Genomic DNA, 23346 nt, shown 5'->3' with positions numbered 1-23346 from the left:
GCACAACGGGTCTTTTCGTATGAGTTCCTGGAACTTGATGGCGCGGAGTTTCCCGACAGGTGCCCCTCTCGTTAGCCCAGGAGAATCAAGAACGGGTTTACCTGGAAAGGAACACGATGAAGAACCTGAAGGCTGCTGCCGTAGTCGCCGGCTCCCTTGCCATTGCCGGCGCCGCTGTCCCCGCCTCCGCGGTGGGCATGTCGGGTAACGGCCTCGTCGAGAACGGTAAGACGGTCGCCCGCAGCCTCCCCACCGCCGCCAAGGTGCCGACCGGCTACGTGGGCAACAATGTGAAGCGCACGGCGGACAACGTGAAGAAGGGCGTCAACGAGCAGGGCATGGTGAAGACCCCGGTATTCGGTGGCACCCTGCCGAACCCCGTCGACGGCCAGCTGCTCGGCGGACTTCCGCTCAACAGGTGACTTCGTCGCCCATCGGCTGATGACCGGGGCCGGCTCCGAGTTCTCGGAGTCGGCCCTTCGGTATGTACGACCAGGTACGACCGTGCATGACGGGGTGTTATTTTCGCCCGCGCGTTGGGCCGAATGGACGATTCGGAGTGACCGCGGCCGGGCCGGCGCCGTTGGTCCTGGTGAATGGGCGCTCTTTCCTCCTTGCCGGCGCTTCTTCACAGCCTTGGGCCCTGTCCGCTTTTCAGTGCGGACAGGGCCCAAGGCTTTGGCGTGGCCGGGTGTGTGAACGCCGAGTGGCGGTCCGCCGGAATTCCGGGGGACCGCCACTCGGGTGAAGCCGAACTCACATGAGGAGGCCGGCCGTCTTCACGGCGTTCCGGCCCTGCTCGATCTTCTCGGTGTTGCAGGAGGCGTAGTGCGAGTTCGGGGCCACGGTGCCGGCCAGGACGGCGCCGTTCGACCACGGGGCGAGGCAGCGCGCGTCGAGGACGGCGCCGTTGACGACGGCGATGCCCTGCTGCGGTTCGTTCACGACGACCGGAGCCGACGAGAAGCCGCTACCGCCCTTGACGGTGGTGGTGTCGGTGTCGGCCGCGGCGGTGCCCCCGGTGGCGAGGACGATGCCCGCGGCGAGGGCGGAGATGGCCGTAACCTTGTTACGCATGAGTTGAGCCTTTCCGGGCTGCGTTGGGAGATTCACCTGCTGCGAATCGCTCGGAGCAGGAGGTCACATGAGCAAGCCGCTCTGATGGAGGGCGCCCCGCCCCTGCTCGACATGCGCCGTGTTGCAGGCGGCGTACTTCGAGTTCGGGGCCACGGTGCCGGCCAGGACGGCGCCGTTCGACCACGGCACCGCACAGCGGAGGTCGGCGACTGTGCCGTTGACGATGAGAATGCCCTGCTGCGGTGCGTTCACGACGACCGGGGACGACGAGAAACCGCTACCGCCCTTGACGGTGGTGGTGTTGGTGTCGGCCGCGGCGGTGCCCCCGGTCGCGAGGGCGATGCCTGCCGCGAGGGCGGAGATGGCCGTAACCTTCTTACGCATGAGTTGCGCCTTTCCGGGTGGCGTCTGGGGGTTCACCTGCTGCGAATGGCTCGGAGCAGGGGTCACATGAGCAAGCCGCTTTCGTGCAGCGCGCCCCGTCCCTGCTCGACCTTGGCCGTGTTGCAGGAGGCGTACTTCGAGTTCGGCGCGGCGACACCGCCGAGCACGGATCCGTTGGACCACGGAGCGAGGCAGCGCCCGTCGATGAGGGTGCCGTTGACGATGAGAACGCCCTGCTGCGGCGCGTTCACGACGACCGGGGACGACGAGAAGCCGTCGCCGCCCTTGACCGTCGTGGTCTTGCCGCCTCCGTTGGAGCCGCCGTTGCCGCCGTTGCCGTAGCCCCCTGCGGAGGCGATGCCGGCGGTGCTGACGACGGTGGTGAGGGCGAGGGCCGTGATGACCGCGAACTTCTTGGGCAACTCGGTTCCTTCCTGAATTCACGGTTGCGCACGCTTACGAAAAGGAAACCCGTATATGCACGCATAAGTCACGGCGAAAACATTCAAACGCGGGCAGATTCCTTCGGATGGCGCAACGCGGGGAAATGGCCGGGCGGTTGTGTGGAATAGATTCCGGATGACATGCGTCCGGCCCACCGGCGAGGGGAGGGCCGGTGGGCCGGACGATGGTTCACGGGTGCCGGTGGGCGCGTGGGCCCGCCGTGCGCGGAGCTGGAACTGCGGGTCCCGGTCCAGCGTCCGGGCCTGCCGACGGTCGCCGGCCGCCGAGAACCGGATCAGAGACTCGGAATTCCGGGGCCGGTATACGCCGGTACGGCCGATGCGTAAGGCTGCCGGGTCGTCACTTGTTGGGGAGCAGCGTGCCGAGTCCGGCGGCGGTCGGCGCCTTCAGCGGACGCACCTGGACGTTGCCGCTGCCGGCCGGGTTCTTCACCGGAATAGTGGGCTTCCTGACCGCCTCCGGGTCCATGCCGTCCAGGTAGATGCCGGACATCTGCTGCCCCGGGCCCTTCTTGTCGAACGCGCTGCCCTTGGCGATACCGCCGTCCCGGGCCAGATTCGACACGACGTCCGCGGCTGGCACGACCGCCGGGCTCACCTTGGTCGGGGACATGAGCCCGCCGATCGGGCTGATCCCCGAACCGCCGCCCGCCGCCGACGCCGCAGCGGCGGAACCGCCCACAAGACCCGCACCGATCGCCAACGCCGCAGTGGTGAAAACTGCCTTCTTCATGATTCACCTCACTTGAAAGTACCTCTGATCCAACGGTTGGAGAACATAGCAGCCCATCGACCCTGTAAATGCGGTGCGTTGCTCCATACGCATGAAAGTCGAGGAGGGAAGAATGCAATGCGCAGAAGCTTTCGCATCATCGGAAATATGAAATTCAGCGCTCTCCTCGACATGATCACCGGCGGTGAGAAATTCACGCCGTCCCCGACCCCGGCCGGATCACTGGTCTGGGCGGAGGAGTTCGACGCCCCGATCGCCTGGGGCACCCGATGGGTCGGCGACCGCACCAGCGCGTTCCGCCACTGCGACCACAACCCGGACGACAACAAGCTCGACTGGCTCGACCCCGCCTGTGTGACCGTCTCCGACGGTGTGGCCACCTTCACCGCCACCCCGGCCGGCCGCACCCTGGAGAACGGAATGCAGGCCTGGCACACCGGGCTGCTGACCACCGAGTACTCCGCCGACGAGTTCCGGGTGCGGACCGGGGACCTCATCGAGACCCGCGTCAGGCTGCCCGCCGGGACGGGGGCCTGGCCCGCCCTGTGGACCTGGGACGAGGGCGGCAACGAGGTCGACACCTTCGAGTACCACCCGGACAACCCGCATCTGCTGGAGCTGTCCAACCACGTCAACCACGCGGCGAGCTACTTCACCGACGAGCGTGCCGTCGCCCCCGGCAGGTGGGTGACCCTCGGCACCCGCTACGGCGAACGGTGTGTCGAGTGGTATGTCGACGGCGGCTGCGTCTTCCGCGACGGCACCGGCGTCGGACCCGACTGGTCGGCGTATCTGATCCTGAACCTGTCGGTGAGCGCCGGCGCGCATCACCCGGCTCCGTGCGGACCGGAACCGATCACCTTCGAGGTCGGCCATGTGCGCGTCTACCGCGGAAGTGCCTCGGGCCGTCGATAAGGTCGCGCGGTGGTCACTGACGCACGCGCGGGTGGCAGCCGGGCGTTCGCCCTGCTGCTGATGGTCTGCGGGGCGGCCGGTCTGGTGGCGTCCTGGGTCATCACCCTCGACAAGTTCAAGCTGCTGGAGGACCCCGGCTTCGTCCCGGGCTGCAGCCTCAACCCGGTGGTGTCCTGCGGCAGCGTGATGAAGAGCGACCAGGCCGAGGCCTTCGGGTTCCCCAATCCGATGCTCGGCCTGGTGGCCTACGGCATCGTGCTCTGCGTCGGGGTGAGCCTGCTGACCGGGGTCAAGTTCCCGCGCTGGTACTGGCTGACCTTCGAGGCGGGCTGTGTCTTCGGGATCGGGTTCGTCTCCTGGCTGCAGTTCGAGTCGCTGTATCGGATCAACGCCCTGTGCCTGTGGTGCTGTCTGGCCTGGCTCGCGACGATCCCGCTGTTCTGGTACGTCACGGCCCTCCTCGTGCGCGTCGGCTTCCTGCCCGCGCCGGCCCCGGTGCGGTCCTTCCTCGACGAGTTCACCTGGGTGCTCCCGGTGCTGCACATCGGCGTCGTCGGCATGCTGATCCTGACCCGTTGGTGGGACTTCTGGACAAGCTGACCATTGCTGCACCCGGGGCGACACGGCCGTACCGGCGCTTCGGTGGTGACCGCCCGGCGCTCTGAACTGCTACTCGTACGAACACCGAACCGTACGAGGAGTGAGCGATGGCCGTCAGCGCGAGTGGCGTTTCGGTGGGCGGGGTCCAGGGCGCGGGCGCCGGGTCCGGCAGTTGGACGCGGCGGGAGGCGGCGCGGATGCTGCTGGCCTCGTCCGCGGTGGCGCTCGCCCCCGTGATCACCGCCTCACGGCCCTCGCGGTCCGCCGACCGGCCGCTGGGCGCCGGCGTCGAGGGCCCCTTCGACGAGACCTATCGGGGCCGCCACATCCAGGGCGTTCCGGTTTCCCACGACGGCCTCAGCGCCCTCGACGTCGCCTGGCACGTCACCGTGGACGGCCGGCCGCTGCATCTGATGCGCCGGGCCGACGGGACCTGGCTGAGCATGGTCGACCACTACGGCTGGCACCGGACCCCGCTGGAGGCGACCCGCGCGGCCGTCGACGAACTCGGGCCCCGCGAGCGGCTGCGCGACCTGGCCCCTGGTCCGTTCGACGGCGGGCATCCGCACAGGGAGGCAGAGCATGGTGTACGTGCGTAAGAACGTGAGCAAGCTGACGCGCACCGAGCGGCGGCGGTTCATCGAGGCGCTGCTGGAGATCAAACGGCGCGGGGTCTACGACGAGTTCGTACGGCTGCACATCGCGCACTTCATCGGCGACGGCTCACGGGGCCTGCGCGCCGCGCACATGGCGCCCTCCTTCCTGCCCTGGCACCGGATGTTCCTGCTGGACCTGGAGGAGGCCCTGCGCCGGGTCGACGACTCGGTGACGGTGCCGTACTGGGACTGGACCAAGGACCGCAAGGCCACCGCGCTGCCCTGGACCGACGATCTCCTCGGCGGCAACGGGCGGCCCGGCGACCGGCGGGTGATGACCGGGCCGTTCGCCCATGCGACGGGCAACTGGACCATCAGGGCGAACGTCACCGCCGGCGACTTCCTCACCCGGGACCTGGGCCGCTCCCGCAGCCCGCTCGACCTGCCCACCAAGGCCGATCTGCGGCAGGCGCTGGACGACCCCGTCTATGACGTCGCCCCGTGGAACTCGACGGTCACCAAAGGCTTCCGCAACCGGCTGGAGGGGTGGAGCCGGGGCCGGGACCCCTGGCGCAACCACAACCGCGTGCACCGCTGGGTCGGGGGCTCGATGCTCGGCGGCGCCTCCGTCAACGACCCCGTGTTCTGGCTGCACCACGCCTTCGTGGACATGCAGTGGTCCCGCTGGCAGCAGCGCCACCGCAATCACCGCTACCTGCCGGACAAGCCGCCCGCGCAGGGCAGCGACCAGTACCGGCGGATCGTCGCGCGGCACGAGCGGATGCCGCCGTGGGACATGACGCCGGACGATCTGGAGGACGTGTCCCAGATCTACCGGTACGCATAGCGGACCTCAGGGCAGCCGTCGTACCGGTGCGCCCGTCAGATACGCCTGGATGTTCTCCACCGCCTGGCCGTAGTACGTCGCGTAGTTGGCCTGGGAGACATAGCCCAGGTGGGGTGTGGCGAGGAGGCGGGGGGCCGTGCGCATCGGGTGGTCGTCGGGGAGGGGCTCGGTGTCGAAGACGTCGACCGCCGCCCCTGCGATACGGGCCTCGTGCAGGGCGGTGAGCAGGGCGTCCTGGTCGACGATCGCCGCGCGGGAAGTGTTGATCAGATACGCCGTGGGCTTGAGCAGGGCCAGTTCGGGGGCGCCGAGCAGGCCCCGGGTGCGGTCGCTCAGGGCGAGGTGGATGGAGACGAAGTCGCTCCCGCCCAGCAACTCCTCCTTGGACGCGGCGAGTTCGACGCCCACCTCGTCGGCGTACTCCTTGGTGAGGTTCTGGCTCCAGGCGCTGACGTGCATGCCGAAGGCGATGCCGACCCGGGCGACACGGCTGCCGATCTTGCCGAGGCCCAGCAGGCCCAGACGGCGGCCGTGCAGATCGGCGCCGACCGTGTTCTGCCAGGGGCCGCCCGCGCGCAGGGCGTTGTTCTCCTGGACCAGGCCGCGGGCGAGGCCGAGCAGCAGGGCCCAGGTGAGTTCGACGGGCGGGGTGGAGGAGCTGGCGGTGCCGCAGACGGTGACGCCGTGCGCCTCGGCGGCGGCGTAGTCGATCACCGAGTTGCGCATGCCGGAGGCGATCAGCAGCCGCAGCCGGGGGAGACGGGCGATCAGGGAGGCGGGGAAGGGGACGCGTTCCCGCAGGGTGACCACGATGTCGAAGTCGGCGAGGGCCACGGCCAGCGCGTCCTCGTCGGGGAAATGGGTGGTGAAGGGGACGACCTCCACGTCGTCCGCGAGCGGCGACCAGTCGGCGGCCTGGACCGCCGCGTTCTGGAAGTCGTCGAGCACAGCACAGCGCAGCCGCACGGTGGTTCCTTTCCGTGGTGCCTTCCATGGCCGGGAGGACCGACGGGAACGACTGTACGGTGATCACGGACCGCGACGTGCGGCCCGACGGTCGAGAGGGGGTACTCGCGCTTGTCGGCACGCATCCTTGTCACCGGGGGCAGCGGCTTCATCGGTGGGCATGTCGTCGCGGCGCTGCGGGAACCCGGTCACCGGCTGCTGCTTCGTGACCCCGTGCGACTGTCCCCGGCAGCGGACGTCGTACGCGCCGACCTCACCGACCCGGCGTCCCTGCGCGGCGTCTGCGACGGCATCGACGTCGTCCTGCACTGCGCCTCCCACATCGGCGGCGACGAGCGACTCGCCGAGGCCGTCAACGACCGCGGCACCCGCGCCCTGGTAGCGGAGGCGACGCGGGCGGGGGTGGGGCGCATCGTGTACGTGAGTACGGCGGCCGTGTACGGCCGGGGGCCCTTCACCGACCTGCTCCCGGGGGAATCGGTGCCCGCGCCCGCCTCGCCGACCAGCCGTTCCCGTGCCGCCGCCGAGCGGCATGTGCTGGACGCGGGCGGGGTCGTACTGCGCCCGCATCTCGTGCTCGGGACCGGTGATCGGTGGGTGGTGCCGGGGCTCGTGGCGCTGCTGGGCGCGTTGTCGGCGGGGGTGGAGGGGTGCGGGGCCCGGCAATCGGTCGTCGACGTACGGGCGTTGGGGCGTGCGGTGGTCGCGGCCGGGCTGTCGGACGACCCTGGGCTGGCGGGCGTGCATCACGTCAACCACCCCGAGCCGGTGGGCAGTTCGGAACTGCTCGATGCGGTGGCCGGGCGGTTCGGGCTGCCGCTGGCGGGTGGGCGGGTCGATCTCGGTGAGGCGCGGGCGCGGCTCGTCGGGCGGTCGCGTGCGCTGCACCATCACCTGGGGCTGCTCGCGGTGGACCACTGGTTCGCGGACGGTGGCTTCTGGGCGCGGGTCGGTGTCGATCCTGGTGCCGGGTTTGCGGAGAGCCTGGCCGAACATGCGCCGTGGTACAGGGAGTTCATGACATGACTGGCATAAATGGCATGACTGGCTTGGCCACCGGACGCGCGCTCACGGACAAGATCGCCCTCGTCACCGGGGCCGGCCGCGGGATCGGCCGAGGCATCGCCGAGCGGCTGGCCCGTGACGGGGCGCTGGTCGGCGTGCACTACGGCCGTAGTGAGGCCGCCGCGCTCGAAGTCGTCGCGGGAATACGGAAGAACGGCGGTCGGGCCTTCCCGGTCGGGGCGGAGCTCGGGGTGCCTGGTGACGTCAATGCCGTCTTCGCGGCCTTCGATGCCGGGGTGCGGGAGCAGACGGGCGCGGCGGCCGAGGGCGCGTGCCCGCTCGACATTCTCGTGAACAACGCGGGAGTCAGCGGTTCGGGGCCGATCGGGCAGGCCACGCCCGAGGTCTTCGACCGTATGATCGCCGTCAACGCCAAGGCGCCGTTCTTCCTGGTGCAGGGCGCGCTGCCGCGGCTGCGGGACGGCGGGCGTGTCATCAACGTCTCCTCGCTGGCCGCACGCCATGCCTTCCCCGAGTCGATGGCGTACGCCATGTCGAAGGGGGCGCTGGACACGATGACGCTGTGTCTGGCGAAGGAACTCGCCGGGCGTGGCATCACCGTCAACTCCGTAAGGCCCGGGTTCATCGCGACGGACATGAACGCCCGGCGCAGGACGACGCCCGAGGCGCGGGCCGCCCTCGCCGCGCGGTCCGCCTTCGGCCGGATCGGTGAGCCTTCCGATGTGGCGGACGTGGTGGCGTTCCTGGCCTCCGACGACTCCCGCTGGATCACGGGGCAGTGCCTGGACGTCAGCGGCGGCACCGATCTGTGACTCCCGTACGGCAGGCGGGAGTTCAGCTGCGGGGGAGGTAGCCGTGGAGGAAGGCGTGGACGCCGGCCGCCGCGATCTCGTGCGTCTCGGCGTCGGACAGCGCGTCCACGCCCGCCCGGCCCCGGCCCCAGGTGTTGGTGACCAGGACGACGAAGTGCTGGGCGGCCAGCTCCGAGTCCTGGACGTGCAGCAGCCCGAGTTCGGCGAGCCGGGCCATCCGGGCGGCGAGAGTGCGCTGCACCCGTAGCGGGCCGGCCTTCTGCCAGGCGTCGTGGAGGTCGCCGGGGAAGTTCTCGCCCTCGGCGTTGATGCGGGCGACGATCGCGAAGTGGTCGGTGAACTCCGGGCGCGGCCGCACCCAGTCCTCGGCCAGGGCGACCAGGTCGGCCTCCAGACCGGCCGCGCTGGACGTGGCGCCGAGACATCGTTCGACCATCGCCTCGTGGGCGGCGGCCACCTGCTCCGAGCTCTCGATCAGCACCGTGGAGAACAGCTGTTCCTTGTTCTCGAAGTGGTTGTAGATCGTGCGCGTCGACACCGACGCCTCGGTGGCGATCATGTCGATGCTGGCGCCCTGGTAGCCGACCCGGCCGAACACCTTCCGCGATGCGTCCAGGATGGCCCGCCGCTTCTCCGGGAACCCCTTGCGCGGCCTGCCCCGCCCGCTGTCCGCACTGGTCATCTGGCACCTCCTGGTCGATTACAACGGTCACTTTACACGGTGCAATGCACGTTGTACTTTACCGGCGGCACGAACGACACCCTCGACACCGTTCTCGATCAGGAGCACCTCAGCATGTCCACGAACACCCTGAAGCTCGCCGTCATACTCGGCTCGGTCCGTGAGGGCCGGTTCGGTGAAGTCGTGACCGGCTGGTTCGCCGGCCTGGCCAAGGAGCACGGCGCTTTCGACGTCGAGGTCGTCGACCTCGCCGAGACGGACCTGCCGCTCGCCCTGCCCGCGACGCCGCCCGCCATGGCGACCGAGGAGGTGCGGCCGGTGCGGATGCTGCCGCTCTCCGCGCAGCTGGCCGCCGCCGACGCGTTCGTCGTGGTGACACCCGAGTACAACCACAGCTTCCCGGCGTCCCTGAAGTCGCTCATCGACTGGCACTTCACCGAGTGGCAGGCCAAGCCGGTCGGCTTCGTCTCCTACGGCGCCCAGAGCGGCGGCCTGCGCGCCGTCGAGCAACTGCGCCAGATCTTCGCCGAGATGCACGCCGTCACCATCCGCGACGGGCTGGCCTTCCCCTTCTACTGGGAGGCCTTCGGTGAGGACGGCACCCCCCGCGACACCGAGGGCACGAACGGCGCCCTCAAGGTGATGCTCGACGAACTCGCCTGGTGGGGCACCGCACTGCACGAGGCCCGCGCCAAGTCTCCCTACAACCCGCAGGCCTGAGCGTTTCCGGTCCCACTTCCACTTCGATGGTCCGGAGAAGTCGTGTTCGGCGCCCCGGGCAGCTGGCACACGATGCCGGCGCTGCTGAAGTTCGCCGGTGCCGCAGGCCTGCTGGCCGACATCTTCTACCGGCCGTTGGGCATCGCGGCCGCCGTCAGGGTGGTGCGCTTCTTCCTCGGCGCGGTCGTCTCGCATCTGCGCGTCAAGGACGTCAAGGGTGTTCCGGTGCCGTTCGTCCTGGTACCGGTATCGGCCGCCCCGCTGGTGCTGGGCCTCGTCAACCTGTGATCCGGACGGCCGTCGGTGTCAGAGCCAGCCCAGGCGTACGGCCTCCACGCCGGCCTGGAAGCGGCTCTGGGCGTTGAGGCGTTTGAGCAGGTCGGCCATGAGGCGGCGGACCGTGCGGATGGAGACGCCCAGTTTGCGGGCGACGCCCTCGTCGGTGAGGCCGTCCTCCAGCATCTTCAGCAGGGCCAGGTCGCGTTCGCTGGGGCCCTCGCAGTCGGGCGCCGGGACGTCTCCCAGCGGTGCGGCGCGCTCCCAGACCAGGTCGAAGAGCTGGTTGAGGGCCGCGACGACGCTGGAGAGCTGGATGACGAACGCGCCCTCCCGGCTGGCGTCCGGGTTCACCGGGACGACGGCGACGGAGCGGTCGCACAGGATCAGGCGCATCGGAAGGGAGGGAACCGTACGGGCCTGGCCGCCCCGTGCGGTGAACCAGGCGGCGTACTCCACGGTGGCGTGGTCGTTGCGCACGCTGTCGAGGTAGACCGTCTGCATCCGGACACCGCGTGTCAGCGTGTCCTCGTCCAGGGGGCGGGCCGCCTCCAGCGCGCCCGGGCTCAGCGCGCCGCCGGGCATGAAGGCGCGGACCTCGGACGTGGCGCTCTGCGCGAGTTCCTGCAGCCGGACGCGGACGCCGTCCAGGCCTTCGAGGCGCTCCACGCCCTGCGACCCGGCCTGGATGCGCAGTGAGGTGTACTCGGCGGCCAGCGCGGCCACCGTCGCCCGGTCCCGGGTGAGTCTCGCGCGCTGCTCGTCGAGCTCGGCCTCCATCCGTTCGAGGAGGGGCTTGAGCTCGACCTCGGGGTTGGCCGTGATGAAGTGATCGGCGTCCGCGCTGGGACGCAACAGGGACAGCCGGGCGAGTCGGTCGAGCGCCCCGCGGACCTTGTCCTCCGGCAGGCTGAGATCCTGCTGGATGTCGCGTATACCCCAGTCGGGGTGCAGGAGCAGCGTCCGATAGACGTCCTGATCCTGCGTGGCCAGCCCGACGCTCTCCAGCATCCCGGTCATCCCCCCGTTTCCCGCGGCGGTGCCATGCCGCGGTTCTGGCGCATCATACTGGCAGGGTTGTTGCGATCAACAGATCGAATTTGCAGCCCCGCCGGGAGTGTGGACGCCCTCCCGCCGCCCGGGGGTTGTAACAAACCTGTGGCAGCTCCATGTCATGTCCGCAAGCGGTCGTGCGCACAATCGCTCCAAGGCACCCCAGCTGCGTATGTTCTCCTCATGTACGCCATCAAGGTTGTCCTTCACCCGGATCGCGGGGCCTCACAGACTGCTCAGCAGCTCTGTGAGATGGCCTCCGAACAGATCCGGAATGACGAGCAACCAGGTGTGGAACACGTCAGCCTCGTCCCCAGCCCGCCCGTGGTGATGGCCATGACCTTCGTGGTGGCCGCCGATCTGGTCCGGGCCGAGCGACTGGCCGCCTCCGCCTGGGCGGAGTGGCTGACCCGGAGCTGCTTCGACGGCTGGCGGCTCGCCTCGTGCACGGCCGACATGGCGCTCGGCGTATGGGCGGCCCAGGCGTCCTTCCTCCCGGACGGGGATGTCTCCGAGGCCGGTTGAACCCCGCCCTCGCCCCCGCCCCCTCTTTTCGGCCCCCCCCTCTCTCTCGCCCCCGCTTCCGCATCGCTGACCCCTGCCGCCGACTCACGGCGGTCCAGCGGGCGTTCGCGATTGCCCGCCGACGCTTTCTTCCCGCATTGACCAGGGAATTTCCGTACGGATATGGATCCGGCGGTGATGGCATCTCTAGGTCATGTCCGCCTGCTGCCATCGGACAGCGCTGACACAAGGCCTTCACGCGGGTCAGGATCTAGCCAGTCGACCGGAGATTCCCTCCCGACGAAGGGGGGCTTTCCGGAATGACGCGATCCCCTTCCTGTGAAGTCGCGTACCCATCCGCGTTGCTTCGGCACGCCCGAAAACCGTGAGGTCGAGATGAACCGCTGTATCAAGCAGGTCCTGAGCGCGACGTTCCTCTCCGTGATTCTCACCCTTCCCGCGATATCGGCCGCCCAAGCGTCCGACGCGGCGCCGCAGACGACCGCCGGCGCGGTGTCCTCCGAGGTCATCACGGCCACCACGCAGGACAACTGGGCGTGGGACTGAGCCCCCGCACTTCACTCGGATCCGTTCCGTGCAATCGGCCGACGTGTTGTTGATCGATAAATGAACCCAGGCAAAGAGTGAGGCTTTATGTCGAATCCGCTCGACGACCCCAATGGCCGCTTCTTCGTGGTGGTGAACGACGAAGGACAGTATTCCCTGTGGCCCGAGTTCGCTCAGGTGCCGGCCGGTTGGACGGTGTCCCACGGTGCGGCCGATCGCCCGTCCTGCATTGATTTCATCAACGCGAACTGGACGGATATGAGGCCACTCAGTCTTGTCGCCCACATGGCGCGCACCGCGTCGTCCGAGAGGGAATCCGCCCGATGAGCGCAACTGGTCCCGCGGGGCAGCTCGTCTCGCAGGCACGCCTCGACGCCATGTCCCCCGCGAAGCGAGCGCTTCTCGCCAAGCGCCTCGCCGGACGCGGCGGCCGGGCCGCCGACACCGTGGTGCCCGTGCCCCGCGACGGGGAGCCGCCGGTCTCGGCCGCGCAGCGACGCCTGTGGTACATGGACCAACTCACCCCGGGCAGCCCGGTGTTCAACCTGTCGGTGGCGCTGCGGCTCACCGGCCCGCTGGAGACCGAGGCGCTGCGGACGGCCGTACAGCGGGTCTTCGCGCGGCACGAGTCGCTGCGGACCGTGTTCCCGGCCCCCGGCGGCAGCCCCGTGCAGCGGATCCTGCCGGAGATCGAGGTCGGCCTGACGCCCCTCACCCTGCCGGACGGCGCCGACGACACCGCGCTCATCGCCGCGCTGGAGGCCGAGGCGGCCCGGCCCTTCTCGCTGGAGCACGGGCCGCTCGCCCGCGTCCGGCTCTTCCGGCTCGGTCCCGCGGAGCATGTGCTGCTGCTCGCCATCCACCACAGCGTGTGCGACGGCTGGTCCATGAGCATCGTGATCGACGAGCTGATGAAGCTCTATGCGGCCGGTGTCAGCGGAGACGAGGCCGAACTCGCTGCGCCGCCGGTGCAGTACGCCGACTACACGGCCTGGGAGGCCAAGCCGGAGCGCGAGAGTGAACTCGCGCCTCAGCTGGACTACTGGCGGCGGACGCTGCGGGGGGCGCCCGGAGCCATCGACCTGCCGATCGACTGGCCGCGGGCCGCCGTACAGAGCTTCCGGGGCGCGCTGCACCGGTTCACACTGCCGTCGGGCGTCTGGCCGGCGGTGCGGGAGGTCGCCCGCGCCGAGCAGGCGACCCCGTTCATGGTGCTGCTCGCCGCGTACTGCGCCCTGCTGTCCCGATGTTCGACGCAGGGCGAGGTCACCGTCGCGACGCCGGTCGCGAACCGGCCGCAGGACGAGATCCAGGACGTCGTCGGCTTCTTCGTCAACTCCATCGCCCTCAGGGTGGACACCTCCGGCGACCCCACCTTCCGCGAACTCGTCCGCCGGGTCCGCGACATCGCCCAGGAGGGCCTCGCCCGCAGCGGCGTCCCCTTCGACCGGGTGGTCGACGTGGTCGACCCGGCCCGCAGCCTCGCCCACGCCCCGTTGGCCCAGGTCAGCTTTGCGCTGTTGGACGACCAGGCGATGGACGAGGAGACCGGGGGCCTGCGGGTCACCACCGTCGAGCACCACACCGGTACGGCGAAGTACGACCTGACGCTGGAGCTGTGGCCGGACGCCGCGGGTGATCTGCACGGCACCCTCGAATACGCCACCGACCTCTTCGCCGAGCCGACCGCCACCGCGCTGATCTTCCGCCTCGGCACCCTGCTCGCCTCTCTCGCCCACGAGCCCGACACGGCCGTCGGACAGGCCCCTCTCCTGTCCGCCGACGAGACCCGGGCGATGGCCGAGGCCTGGCGGGAGGGTCAGGAGGCCGTGCCGTTCGAAGGGCGGTGTGCGCACGAGGAGTTCGAGCGGCAGGTGCGCCGTACCCCGGACGCCCCGGCGATGGCCACCGTCGAACCCGGCCCGACCTTCGCCGAGTTGGACCGGCGTGCCGATCGGCTCGCGCGGTCGCTGCGCGCGGCCGGTGCCGGGCCCGGGACACGCGTCGCGCTCCTCCTCGAACCGGGCGCCGACCTGGTCGCCGGTGCGCTCGGCACCCTGAAGGCGGGCGCGGTCTGTGTGCCCGTCGATCCGACCGGCCCGGCCGCCGGGATCGCGAGCGTGCTGGACGACGCCGACGTCACCGTCGTACTGACGGACAAGGGCCACGACTCGCTCGCCGAAGGACGGGCGTGGGTGCGTCCGGACGACGATCCGGGGTCCCTGCCCGCCGTCGACCCGTCGGCGCCGCATCCGCTGAGCGCGAGCTGCGTCCTGTACGGCGCCGGTGCCACCGCGCGGCCTGAAGGGCTGGTCGTCACCCATCGCGACCTGGCCCGGTACTGCGCCGGGGACGACGGACCCACCGTCGCCGACGCGCTCCGCGCACTGCTCACCACCGAAGAACCGCGGGGCACCCGTCACCATGTCCTCGACGCCGCGCTGCGGCCCGCCGCTCCCGGCACCGTCGGGGAGCTCTGGCTCGGCGGCGCCGGTGTCGCGGGCGGCTACCGGAACCGGCCCGAACTGACGGCGCGGCGGTTCCTGCCCGACCCGTTCGCCGGTACACCGGGTGCGCGGATGTTCCGTACCGGTGACCTCGTCCGGGTCGGTCCGGGCGGTGGTATCGAGTACGTCGGCCGTGTCGACTCCCGGATACGGGTGGGCGGGCGGCTCGTCGAACCGGCGGCGGTCGAGGCCGCCCTGGAGCGGCTTCCCGAGGTGCGGGAGGCAGCCGTCGCCGAGGGCTCCGACCGGAGTGCCATGGTCGCCTGTGTCGCCGTGGCGGACCCCGAGGGCACGTCGGCCGACGCCCTGCGCGCCGCCCTGGCCCGGGAGCTTCCCGGGTGCGCGGTGCCCGCGGACCTGATCGTGCTGCCCGCCCTGCCCCGCACCTCCGGCGGCGAGATCGACTGGCCCGCCGTGCCCCGCCCGGCCGACGTCGGCGCGACCGGGTCCGACGGCGCGGCCGAGCTGCCCGTGACCGCGCTGGAGCGGACCATCGCCGAGGTGTGGGCCGAGGTGCTGGGGCTGCCCGAGGTCGGCCGGGAAGCCAACTTCCTGGCGCTGGGCGGACATTCGCTGCTGGCGACGCAGGCCGTCGCCAGGCTGCGGGACGCGCTGGCCATGGACATTCCGCTACGGGTCTTCCTGCGGGCCTCGTCCCTGGCCGACCTCGCCGCACAGATCGAGAACCTCGGCGGCGAACGGCAGCGGCCACGGGTCGTGCCGACGCCCCGCACCACCCCGGCGCCCATGTCGTACGCGCAGGGCCGGCTGTACTTCCTGAGCCGGCTCGCCCAGGACAGCTCCTTCTACAACGTGCCCATCGCCCTGCGGCTGGACGGCACGCTGGACCGGGCCGCGCTGCGGCAGGCCTTCGAGGCGCTGTGGGCCCGGCACGAGGGGCTGCGGACGTACTTCCCCTCGCTCGACGGCGAGCCGATGCAGGCCATCCTTCCGGCCCGGAAGGTGCCCTTCGAGGAGATCTCCCTGGAGGGCGAGGCGGAACAGCGCAAGCTCTTCGAGGCGCTGGTGGACCAGGAAGCCCGGACCCCGTTCGACCTGGGCGAGGGCCCGCTGGTGCGCTGCCGGCTGCTGCGCCTCGCCCCGGACGCGCACGTCCTCCTGCTGACCCTGCACCACGCCGTGTCGGACGGCTGGTCCGTCAACGTCGTGCTCGACGAACTCGTCGCCCTGTACCGCGCCTTCCACGCCGGCGAGCCCTCACCGCTGGCACCGCTCCCGCTCACCTACGTCGACTACACGCGATGGCAGCGCTCGTGGCTGAAGGGCGCGGAACTGGACAGTCAGCTCGACTACTGGAAGCGGACCCTGGCCGACGTACCCGTGCTGGAGCTGCCGACCGACCGGCCCCGGCCCGCGGCGCAGAGCTTCAAGGGCGCACGGCACGAGATGCGCTGGTCCCGGGAGCTGTCACGGTCCCTCACCGAGCTCGCGCGGCGCGAGGGCGTGTCCCTGTTCATGGTGCTGCTCGCGGGATTCGACGTGCTGATGGCCCGCTCCAGCGGCCAGACGGACATCACCGTGGGCACACCGATCGCCGGCCGCACCATGACCGAACTGGAGCCGCTGGTCGGCTTCTTCGCGAACACCCTCGCCCTGCGCGTGGACCTCTCCGGCGACCCGACCTTCGCCGAGCTGCTACAGAGGGTGCGGGAGGCGGCGCACGGGGCCTACGCCCACCAGGACGTGCCCTTCGAGATGGTCGTCGACGCCGTGGCGCCACGCCGCAGCCTCAGCCATTCGCCGCTGTTCCAGGTGCGCTTCGCCCTCCAGAACAACGGCGACTCGCTGCCCGACCCCGGCGCGGAACTGCGCCTCACCGAACTGGACGGCGAGCAGCACACCGCCCGCTTCGACCTGGTCGTCGACCTGTGGGAGACCGAGGACGGGCTCGCGGGCCATGTCGAGTACAGCACCGACCTGTTCGACGCGGACACCGTCGCGCGTATGACGGACCGGTTGGAGACGCTCCTTGAGCGGCTCGTACGGGACCCGGGTCAGCGTGTCCTGGGCGGCCTCGACATCCTGCCGACGGAGGAACGGCAGGGCATCGAGGCACTGGCCCGGGGCGCGCGGCTGCCGGAGGACACCGAGGCGCACACGTTCGTGCGGCGCTTCGTCGAGCAGGCCGCGCGGCGCCCCGACGCACCCGCTGTGACCGGCGGTGAAGTGACCCTGTCCTACGGGGAGTTGCGCGCCAGATCCGGGAAGCTGGCCCGGGTCCTCGCCGCCGCCGGGGTCGGCCCCGGGGCCATGGCCGGCGTGTACCTCGACCGCGGTGTGGACTTCCTCGTCGCCGTGCTGGCGGTGCTGGAGGCGGGCGGCGCGTATGTGCCGCTGGACCCGGCCTATCCGGCGCAGCGCCGGGCGGCGATCGTCGCCGACGCCAGGCCCGCGCTGGTCCTCACCTCCCGTGCGCTGGCCGGTTCGGCACCCGAGGTGGCGGGGGAACTGCTCGTCCTGGAGGACGCGGAGGCCGGGGCGCCCGCGCTCACGGAACCGGCGCCGCCGCTGACCGAGCCGTCGCCGGACATGCCCGCGTACGTCGTCTACACCTCCGGCACCCAGGGGCTGCCGAAGGGCGTCGTCCTGACCCACGGGGCCCTTGCCGCGTATCTGACGGCACTGCCCGAGGCCGTGGAACTGCCCGCGGAACCGGTGTATCTGCACACCGCGTCCTTCGCCTTCTCCTCGTCCGTACGGCAGTTCGCGGTGCCGCTCGCGCACGGCGGCCGGGTCGTCGTCGCGGACCGGGAGCGCATCGCCTCGCCGGAGGCGCTGCTGGAGTACGCCGCCGGACACGGGGTGCAGGTGCTGGACCTCGTACCGTCCTATCTGCGGGTGGTGCAGCCCGCGCTGGCTCGGCACCAGGGGTGGCGGCCCGAGCTGGTGCTCACCGCGAGCGAACCCCTGTCGTACGACCTGCCCGAGGCGCTGCGGGCCGCGCCGGGCCGGACGCCCCGGCTGGTCAACATGTACGGCCAGACCGAGACCACGGGCATCGTCGCCGTGGCACCGGTCGTGGGCGGCCGGGACGGGCGCGGCGCGGTCGTGCCGCTGGGACGGCCGATCGGCGGTGCCCAGGTCCATGTCGTCGACGAGTGGCTGCGGCCGGTGCCGCTGGGCCACCCCGGCGAGATCGTCATCGGCGGCACCGGACTGGCGCTCGGCTATCTCGGCGACCCGGCGCTCACCGCGCAACGGTTCGTCGCCAGCCCCTTCGGGCCCGAGGGCGGCCGGCTCTACCGCACCGGCGACCGGGGACGGCTGCTGGCCGACGGCCGGGTGGAGTTCCTCGGCCGCATCGGCGACCAGGTGAAGATCCGTGGGCACAGGGTGGAGCCGCAGGAGGTCACCTCGGTCCTGTCCGCGCTGGACGGCGTCGCCGAGTGCGCCGTGCTGTGCGTCGAGGACGCCGTCGACGAACGCCGCCTGGTCGGCCACGTGGCTCTCCGCGCCGGTTCCCCGGCCACGGCACACACCCTGCGCACCGCACTGCGCGAGACACTGCCGGACTACATGGTGCCGACGCTCGTCCTCGTCGACGCCCTGCCACGACTGCCCAACGGCAAGGTCGACCGAGCGGCACTGACCACCCCGGCCACCGGACCGACGCCGACGTCTGGCGAACGGCCGCACAGCCGTACCGAGGAGATCCTGGCCGGGATCTGGCGTGAGGTGCTGCGGGTGCCGGAGGTCGGGCTTGAGGATGACTTCTTTGCCCTGGGTGGTGATTCGCTGCATGTGATTCGGGTGGTGGACCGGGCCCGTAAGGCGGGTGTGTCGGTGACGCCGGCGCAGTTCATCGCGCATCCGACCGTCGCTGGGCTGGCGGCGCTGGCCGGGGGCGGACGACCGCACGGCCGTACCGAGGAGATCCTGGCCGGTATTTGGCGTGAGGTGCTGCGGGTGCCGGAGGTCGGGCTTGAGGATGACTTCTTCGCGCTGGGTGGTGATTCGCTGCATGTGATTCGGGTGGTGGACCGGGCGCGTAAGGCGGGTGTGGCGGTGACGCCGGCGCAGTTCATCGCGCATCCGACCATCGCCGGACTCGCCGCGCTCGGCGATGTGCGCACGGTCGAGGACCGGGGCGCCGACGGGGGGCCGGTGCCCTTGGTGCCGTCGCATCTCGCGTTTCTCGAACGGGACTTCGCGGACAAGGAGATCTACACCCACCCGTTCATCTACGAGGCGAACGATCCCCTCGACCCCGCGCTCGTGGAGCGTGCCGTGGCGTGCGTGCTGGAGCACCACGAGTCGCTGCGGATCTGCTTCCCGGAGGACGGGGGCACCTACCGGGTGCGGGTCCAGGAGCGCTTCGAGCGCACGCCGTTCACCAGTGTCGACCTGTCGGCGCTCGAACCGGCCGCCCAGGACGTGGCGTTCCAGCGGCTGGACGCCGCCCTGCACCGCAAGCTCGACTTCGCCCAGGGGCCGCTGCTGCATGTCGCGCTCGTCAGATTCGGGCCGGACCGGCCCGACACGCTGATCGTGATCGTCCATCACCAGCTCATGGACAACAGTTCCTGGGACGTGCTGATGGAGGACTTCCAGGACGCCTACGTCGCCCTCGCCGCAGGTCGGGAGCCGGACCTCAAGCCGGCGACCGGGTCCTTCGCGTCCTGGGCGCGCGGCCTCGACCGGCTCGCCCGCTCATCGGAGCTCGACGAGGACGCCGCCTACTGGAGCGCCCTCGCCGAACGCCCCGTACCGGAGTGGCCGCTGGACCACGAGGGCGGCGAGGACTGCATGTCCACCGAGGAGTCGGTGGTCATCGGACTCGACGCCGAGGAGACGACGGCCCTGCGTCTGGCCATGCGGCACGGGTACCGCCTGTCGGTGAACGAGGCCCTGCTCGCGGCCACCCTCCGGGGCTTCACCGAATGGTCGGGACAGAGCTCGGTGATCGTCGACCTGGTCGCCCGCGGCCGGGAACTCGGCGACACCGGCCTCGACCTCTCGCGCGCCATCGGACGGTTCTCCATGACCTCCCCACGGCTGCTCGAAGCCCCGTCGCAGGACGGCCCGCGTGCCCTGCTCGACTCGGTCGCCGCACAGCTCGGCGCCGTTCCCCGCAAGGGGCTCGGCTTCGGCCTGCTGCGCTACATCGGTGCCCGGCCGGAGGTCTCCGAGGCCCTGGCGGCCCTGGGCAAGCCGCACATCCTGCTCAACAACTGGGGCGACTTCGACAACGTCGTGGCCGATTCACCGGTGCTCGGCCCGCCCGTCGAGGACGCGTGGCCGATGCCCGAGCTCCAGCGCATGCACCGCCTCATGATCGACTGCCGGGTCTACAGCGGCGCTCTCAAGGTCGGGTTCCGCTTCAGCCGGAACCTCAACGACCGCGCGAGCATCGAGCGCCTGGCCGGCCTGGTCGAGGACAGCCTGCGCAGCTTCGTGCGGCTGGGCGACGACCTCCCGGCAGCGCCCGCCCCGACAGGCGAGGCCATGAGCCCGGTCGAGCGCACCCTCGCCGCCATCTGGTGCGAGGTGCTGCGGGTGCCGGAGGTCGGGACGGACGACGACTTCTTCGCGGTCGGCGGTGACTCGCTGCATGTGATCCGGGTGGTGGACCGGGCGCGTAAGGCGGGTGTGTATGTGACGCCCGCGCAGTTCATCGCCAACCCGACCATCGCGGGGCTCGCCGCCGTCGCCACGGACCTGACGGCGGCACGGGGCGAGGACACGCACGACGAAGGGCGTCCGGGCCGTATCCCGCTGGTGCCCTCGCACCACGCCTTCCTGCGGCGGGAGTTCACCGACCAGCATCTCTACACCCATGTCTTCACCTTCGAGACCAAGCAGCCCCTCGACCCCGAACTCCTGCGGCAGGCGGTGACGCAGGTCGTGGACCACCACGACGCGCTGCGGATCTGCTTCCCGATGGAGGACGGCCGGTACACGGTCCGGGTCCAGGAGCGCTTCGAGCAGGCGCCGTTCACCAGCGTCGACCTCTCCGCGCTCGAACCGGACGCCCTCGGCGTCGCGTTCGGGCGGCTCGACCGGTCCCTGCACCGCAAACTCGACTACGGCAACGGGCCGCTGCTCCACTTCGCGCTGGTGAAGCAGGGCCAGGACCGGCCCGACGTACTCGTGGCGATCGTGCACCACCAGCTGATGGACAACAGCTCCTGGAGCATCCTGCTGGAGGACCTCCAGAGCGCCTATCTGGCCCTCGCCGCCGGGCGGCAACCCCAACTCCCCGCGCAGACCGCGCACTTCGTCGAGTGGGCGCGGCGCCTGGACCGCCTCGCGGCCTCGCCGGAGCTCGACGAGGACGCCGCGTACTGGACGGCGATCGCCGAGCGCCCCGTGCCGCGTCTGCCGCTGGACCACGAGGACGGCACGGGAGGCATGGCCTCCGAGGAATCGGTGGAGGTGGCCCTCGACGCGGCTACCACGGCCGAACTGCGCCGCATGATGCCGCGCACCTACCGGCTCTCCCTCAACGACGCCCTCCAGGCGGCCCTGCTGAAGGGCGTCGCCGACTGGTCCGGGCAGACGTCGATCCTGCTCGACCTGGTCTCCCGGGGGCGTGAGGCGGGCGGCGAGGACCTGGACCTGTCCCGCGCCATCGGCCGCTTCTCCACGACCTCGCCGAGGCTGCTGGAGCTGCCCGCGGACACCTCCCCGCGCGCCGTGCTCGACGCGGTCGCCGAACAGGTCAGGGCCGTACCACGCGGCGGCCTCGGCTACGGCCTGCTGCGCTACGGCGGCGCCCGTCACCGGGTCGCCGAGGAACTCGCGCCGCTCGGCGAGCCGGACATCCTGCTGAGCAACTGGGGCGAGTACGAGGCGAGCCAGGACGAGTCACCGCTGCTCGGGCCGGCCATGGGCGAGCTCGCACCTGTGCCGGACCTGGCCCGGATGCACCGCCTCATCGTCAACGTCGGTATCGCCGACGGCGAGTTGGGCCTCACCATCCGCTACAGCTCCCGGCTGCACGACCGCGCCACGGTCGAGCGCCTCGCGGACCTGGTGGCGCGCGCCCTCAGGTCGTTCGTCCGGCCGGACGGCGTCTGACCCCCACCCTGCGAACGATTGGAACTCCCGTCACATGTCTTACGTCAAGGAATGGTGCCTGTTCCCGGACCGGGACCGGGTGGCCGTCCACGAGGCGACCGAACCGGGCCTCGACCCCGCCACCTGGGCGGCGGAGAACGCCGACCGGCTGAAGGCACGGCTGCTGGAGGCGGGCGCCTGTCTGCTGCGCGGCTTCGACGCCCCGGACCCCTCGGCCTTCTCCCGGTTCGTCCGCGTCTTCGGCGAGGAACTCGGCGAGTACACCTACGGCTCCACACCCCGCAGCAAGGTAGGCGACGTCTACACCTCCACCGAGTACCCGGCGAGCGAGGTGATCCCGCTCCACAACGAGATGAGCTACACCAGCTTCTGGCCGGAGCGGATCTGGTTCTACGCCGCCGTCGCCGCACCCGTGGGCGGGGAGACCCCGCTCGCCGACAGCCACGCCGTGTACGAGCGCATCCCCGCCGAGGTGCGGGAGCGCTTCGAGCGGCACGGGGTGCGCTACGTCCGCAACTACCGGGCGGGGCTCGGCATCTCCTGGGAGGACGCCTTCGCGACGTCCGACCGCGCGGCCGTCGAGCGGTTCTGCCGGGAACGCGGCATCGCCTTCGAATGGCTCGACGACGGGGCGCTGCGCACCACCGAGATCTGCCAGGCCGTCGCCCAGCACCCCGTCACCGGCCGGACCGGCTGGATGAACCAGGCGCACCTGTTCCACATCTCCAACCTCAAGGAGTCCACCCGCCAGGCCCTCCTCGACCTCATGCCCGAGGCGGACCTGCCGCGCAACGCCTACTACGGCGACGGCAGCCCCATCCCCGAGGCCGACCTGGCCGCCGTACGGGCCGCCTACGACGCGGAGACCCTCGCCTTCCCCTGGCAGCAGGATGATCTGCTGATGGTCGACAACATGGCCATGGCCCACGGGCGTTCCAGCTTCGAGGGCCCCCGCAAGATCCTCGTCGCCATGACCGGCACGATCGACACCCTCGCCACCGACGGGGCCCGGTCATGACCGCCCCCGTCGGCCACACCGACAAGATCGCCTTCCTGGAGCGGCACGGCACCGACGCGCTCGCCCACTCCGGCGCCGACCTGCTGGCGCATCTGCAGGGCGTCCACGACCTGCTGCGGGCCTGGGATTGCGGCGACGCGCTGTGCGACGCCGGCCTCTTCCACTCGGTGTACGGCACGGAGATCTTCCCGACCGGCGCCGTACCCCTGGAGCTGCGGCCCGCCGTCCGTGAACTCATCGGCGACGAAGCCGAGTTGCTGGTCCATCTCTTCGGGACCGTGGCGCGCGGCAGCATCTTCGACGCCGCCTTCGACGGGGCGCCCTTCCTGCTGGAGACCCGCACCGGGGAGCACATCGGCGTCACCGACCGGCAGTACACCGACCTCGCCGCGCTCACCGTGGCCAACTGGCTCGAACAGCGGCCCCGCTTCCCGGAGTCGGCACAACTCAGCCGGGCCCGTGAGTTCGACGAGATGCGCCGCCATCTGCCCGATGCCGTACGGCACGCACTGGAGCAGGCCTACGGGTTCGACCCGCTGACCCTGCCCGCGATCTGAG

General features: G+C 70.8%; 22 protein-coding genes. 15 read left to right on the top strand and 7 right to left on the bottom strand.

Annotated features, from left to right (window positions below):
• Positions 1-116: 116 nt before the first annotated feature.
• Positions 117-422 carry a hypothetical protein gene (locus IE325_RS08335; protein WP_190069066.1) on the top strand — a complete coding sequence of 102 codons (306 nt, stop codon included), beginning with the start codon at positions 117-119 and terminating at the stop codon, positions 420-422.
• A 334-nt stretch (positions 423-756) separates the two neighbouring features.
• Here the strand turns inward: IE325_RS08335 and IE325_RS08330 are convergent, their stop codons facing one another.
• The 4 genes from IE325_RS08330 to IE325_RS08315 all read right to left on the bottom strand — a co-directional run bounded on the left by IE325_RS08330 (position 757) and on the right by IE325_RS08315 (position 2658).
• Positions 757-1077 (bottom strand): hypothetical protein, encoded by a 321-nt coding sequence (locus tag IE325_RS08330; protein WP_190069065.1) that lies wholly within the window; start codon positions 1075-1077, stop codon positions 757-759.
• Between the two features lie 63 nt (positions 1078-1140).
• On the bottom strand, positions 1141-1461 hold the full coding sequence (locus IE325_RS08325) for a hypothetical protein (protein ID WP_190069064.1): 321 nt from the start codon (positions 1459-1461) through the stop codon (positions 1141-1143).
• Between the two features lie 62 nt (positions 1462-1523).
• Entirely contained in the window at positions 1524-1883 is a 360-nt protein-coding gene (locus IE325_RS08320; protein WP_190069063.1) for a hypothetical protein, read from the bottom strand.
• A 382-nt stretch (positions 1884-2265) separates the two neighbouring features.
• Positions 2266-2658 carry a hypothetical protein gene (locus tag IE325_RS08315; protein ID WP_229911713.1) on the bottom strand — a complete coding sequence of 131 codons (393 nt, stop codon included), beginning with the start codon at positions 2656-2658 and terminating at the stop codon, positions 2266-2268.
• 147 nt (positions 2659-2805) lie between these two features.
• On the opposite strand from IE325_RS08315, the gene IE325_RS08310 reads away from it, so the two are divergent.
• The 4 genes from IE325_RS08310 to IE325_RS08295 all read left to right on the top strand — a co-directional run bounded on the left by IE325_RS08310 (position 2806) and on the right by IE325_RS08295 (position 5616).
• Entirely contained in the window at positions 2806-3573 is a 768-nt protein-coding gene (locus IE325_RS08310) for a glycoside hydrolase family 16 protein (protein ID WP_308437642.1), read from the top strand.
• 60 nt (positions 3574-3633) lie between these two features.
• Positions 3634-4173: a vitamin K epoxide reductase family protein gene (locus IE325_RS08305; protein ID WP_190069238.1), complete on the top strand. Its 540-nt coding sequence runs from the start codon at positions 3634-3636 to the stop codon at positions 4171-4173.
• A gap of 107 nt (positions 4174-4280) precedes the next feature.
• Positions 4281-4772, top strand: a complete 492-nt coding sequence (locus IE325_RS08300) for a tyrosinase family oxidase copper chaperone (RefSeq protein ID WP_190069062.1) — start codon at positions 4281-4283, stop codon at positions 4770-4772.
• Positions 4756-5616, top strand: coding sequence for a tyrosinase family protein (locus tag IE325_RS08295; protein ID WP_190069061.1), 861 nt, complete (start codon positions 4756-4758; stop codon positions 5614-5616). Before IE325_RS08300 ends, IE325_RS08295 begins: the two co-directional genes overlap by 17 nt.
• Before the next feature lie 6 nt (positions 5617-5622).
• Here IE325_RS08295 and IE325_RS08290 read toward each other — a convergent pair whose 3' ends face one another.
• The gene (locus IE325_RS08290) at positions 5623-6582 is read right to left on the bottom strand and encodes a D-2-hydroxyacid dehydrogenase family protein (RefSeq protein WP_190069060.1); all 960 of its coding nucleotides are present in this window, start codon (positions 6580-6582) and stop codon (positions 5623-5625) included.
• A gap of 111 nt (positions 6583-6693) precedes the next feature.
• Between IE325_RS08290 and IE325_RS08285 the strand changes: the two genes are divergently transcribed.
• Positions 6694-7608, top strand: coding sequence for an NAD-dependent epimerase/dehydratase family protein (locus IE325_RS08285; protein ID WP_190069059.1), 915 nt, complete (start codon positions 6694-6696; stop codon positions 7606-7608).
• Between the two features lie 14 nt (positions 7609-7622).
• The gene (locus IE325_RS08280; protein WP_190069058.1) at positions 7623-8420 is read left to right on the top strand and encodes an SDR family oxidoreductase; all 798 of its coding nucleotides are present in this window, start codon (positions 7623-7625) and stop codon (positions 8418-8420) included.
• A gap of 22 nt (positions 8421-8442) precedes the next feature.
• Here the strand turns inward: IE325_RS08280 and IE325_RS08275 are convergent, their stop codons facing one another.
• Complete coding sequence (locus tag IE325_RS08275) at positions 8443-9102, bottom strand: TetR/AcrR family transcriptional regulator (RefSeq protein ID WP_190069057.1); 660 nt, start codon at positions 9100-9102, stop codon at positions 8443-8445.
• Positions 9103-9216: 114 nt separating this feature from the next.
• Between IE325_RS08275 and IE325_RS08270 the strand changes: the two genes are divergently transcribed.
• Both IE325_RS08270 and IE325_RS08265 read left to right on the top strand, forming a co-directional pair.
• Positions 9217-9822 (top strand): NADPH-dependent FMN reductase, encoded by a 606-nt coding sequence (locus tag IE325_RS08270; protein ID WP_190069056.1) that lies wholly within the window; start codon positions 9217-9219, stop codon positions 9820-9822.
• Positions 9823-9864: 42 nt separating this feature from the next.
• Complete coding sequence (locus IE325_RS08265) at positions 9865-10110, top strand: DoxX family protein (RefSeq protein ID WP_229911712.1); 246 nt, start codon at positions 9865-9867, stop codon at positions 10108-10110.
• A gap of 18 nt (positions 10111-10128) precedes the next feature.
• Here the strand turns inward: IE325_RS08265 and IE325_RS08260 are convergent, their stop codons facing one another.
• Positions 10129-11118: a helix-turn-helix domain-containing protein gene (locus tag IE325_RS08260; protein WP_229911711.1), complete on the bottom strand. Its 990-nt coding sequence runs from the start codon at positions 11116-11118 to the stop codon at positions 10129-10131.
• A gap of 324 nt (positions 11119-11442) precedes the next feature.
• Between IE325_RS08260 and IE325_RS08255 the strand changes: the two genes are divergently transcribed.
• The 6 genes from IE325_RS08255 (at position 11443) to IE325_RS08230 (ending at position 23345) form a co-directional block, all read left to right on the top strand.
• The gene (locus tag IE325_RS08255) at positions 11443-11676 is read left to right on the top strand and encodes a hypothetical protein (RefSeq protein ID WP_190069055.1); all 234 of its coding nucleotides are present in this window, start codon (positions 11443-11445) and stop codon (positions 11674-11676) included.
• 375 nt (positions 11677-12051) lie between these two features.
• The gene (locus tag IE325_RS08250) at positions 12052-12222 is read left to right on the top strand and encodes a hypothetical protein (protein ID WP_190069054.1); all 171 of its coding nucleotides are present in this window, start codon (positions 12052-12054) and stop codon (positions 12220-12222) included.
• An 87-nt stretch (positions 12223-12309) separates the two neighbouring features.
• Positions 12310-12549 (top strand): MbtH family protein, encoded by a 240-nt coding sequence (locus IE325_RS08245; RefSeq protein ID WP_190069053.1) that lies wholly within the window; start codon positions 12310-12312, stop codon positions 12547-12549.
• A complete protein-coding gene (locus tag IE325_RS08240; RefSeq protein WP_190069052.1) occupies positions 12546-21770 on the top strand; it encodes a non-ribosomal peptide synthetase in 9225 nt (3074 codons plus the stop codon). The genes IE325_RS08245 and IE325_RS08240 overlap by 4 nt, the downstream gene beginning before the upstream one ends.
• Positions 21771-21804: 34 nt before the next feature.
• Positions 21805-22788 carry a TauD/TfdA family dioxygenase gene (locus IE325_RS08235; RefSeq protein ID WP_190069051.1) on the top strand — a complete coding sequence of 328 codons (984 nt, stop codon included), beginning with the start codon at positions 21805-21807 and terminating at the stop codon, positions 22786-22788.
• On the top strand, positions 22785-23345 hold the full coding sequence (locus IE325_RS08230) for a DUF6817 domain-containing protein (protein ID WP_190069050.1): 561 nt from the start codon (positions 22785-22787) through the stop codon (positions 23343-23345). The genes IE325_RS08235 and IE325_RS08230 overlap by 4 nt, the downstream gene beginning before the upstream one ends.
• Position 23346 lies beyond the last annotated feature (1 nt).

Source organism: Streptomyces lanatus, assembly GCF_014655715.1.
GTDB lineage: Bacteria > Actinomycetota > Actinomycetes > Streptomycetales > Streptomycetaceae > Streptomyces > Streptomyces lanatus.
This window is presented reverse-complemented; position numbering and strand designations above follow the sequence as displayed.

Coding starts and splice junctions, on each gene's coding strand:
- IE325_RS08335 (WP_190069066.1), top strand. CDS start 117: ATGAAGAACCTGAAGGCTGCTGCCGTAGTCGCCGGCTCCCTTGCCATT.
- IE325_RS08330 (WP_190069065.1), bottom strand. CDS start 1,077: ATGCGTAACAAGGTTACGGCCATCTCCGCCCTCGCCGCGGGCATCGTC.
- IE325_RS08325 (WP_190069064.1), bottom strand. CDS start 1,461: ATGCGTAAGAAGGTTACGGCCATCTCCGCCCTCGCGGCAGGCATCGCC.
- IE325_RS08315 (WP_229911713.1), bottom strand. CDS start 2,658: ATGAAGAAGGCAGTTTTCACCACTGCGGCGTTGGCGATCGGTGCGGGT.
- IE325_RS08310 (WP_308437642.1), top strand. CDS start 2,806: ATGAAATTCAGCGCTCTCCTCGACATGATCACCGGCGGTGAGAAATTC.
- IE325_RS08305 (WP_190069238.1), top strand. CDS start 3,634: ATGGTCTGCGGGGCGGCCGGTCTGGTGGCGTCCTGGGTCATCACCCTC.
- IE325_RS08300 (WP_190069062.1), top strand. CDS start 4,281: ATGGCCGTCAGCGCGAGTGGCGTTTCGGTGGGCGGGGTCCAGGGCGCG.
- IE325_RS08295 (WP_190069061.1), top strand. CDS start 4,756: ATGGTGTACGTGCGTAAGAACGTGAGCAAGCTGACGCGCACCGAGCGG.
- IE325_RS08280 (WP_190069058.1), top strand. CDS start 7,623: ATGACTGGCTTGGCCACCGGACGCGCGCTCACGGACAAGATCGCCCTC.
- IE325_RS08275 (WP_190069057.1), bottom strand. CDS start 9,102: ATGACCAGTGCGGACAGCGGGCGGGGCAGGCCGCGCAAGGGGTTCCCG.
- IE325_RS08270 (WP_190069056.1), top strand. CDS start 9,217: ATGTCCACGAACACCCTGAAGCTCGCCGTCATACTCGGCTCGGTCCGT.
- IE325_RS08260 (WP_229911711.1), bottom strand. CDS start 11,118: ATGACCGGGATGCTGGAGAGCGTCGGGCTGGCCACGCAGGATCAGGAC.
- IE325_RS08250 (WP_190069054.1), top strand. CDS start 12,052: ATGAACCGCTGTATCAAGCAGGTCCTGAGCGCGACGTTCCTCTCCGTG.
- IE325_RS08245 (WP_190069053.1), top strand. CDS start 12,310: ATGTCGAATCCGCTCGACGACCCCAATGGCCGCTTCTTCGTGGTGGTG.
- IE325_RS08240 (WP_190069052.1), top strand. CDS start 12,546: ATGAGCGCAACTGGTCCCGCGGGGCAGCTCGTCTCGCAGGCACGCCTC.
- IE325_RS08235 (WP_190069051.1), top strand. CDS start 21,805: ATGTCTTACGTCAAGGAATGGTGCCTGTTCCCGGACCGGGACCGGGTG.
- IE325_RS08230 (WP_190069050.1), top strand. CDS start 22,785: ATGACCGCCCCCGTCGGCCACACCGACAAGATCGCCTTCCTGGAGCGG.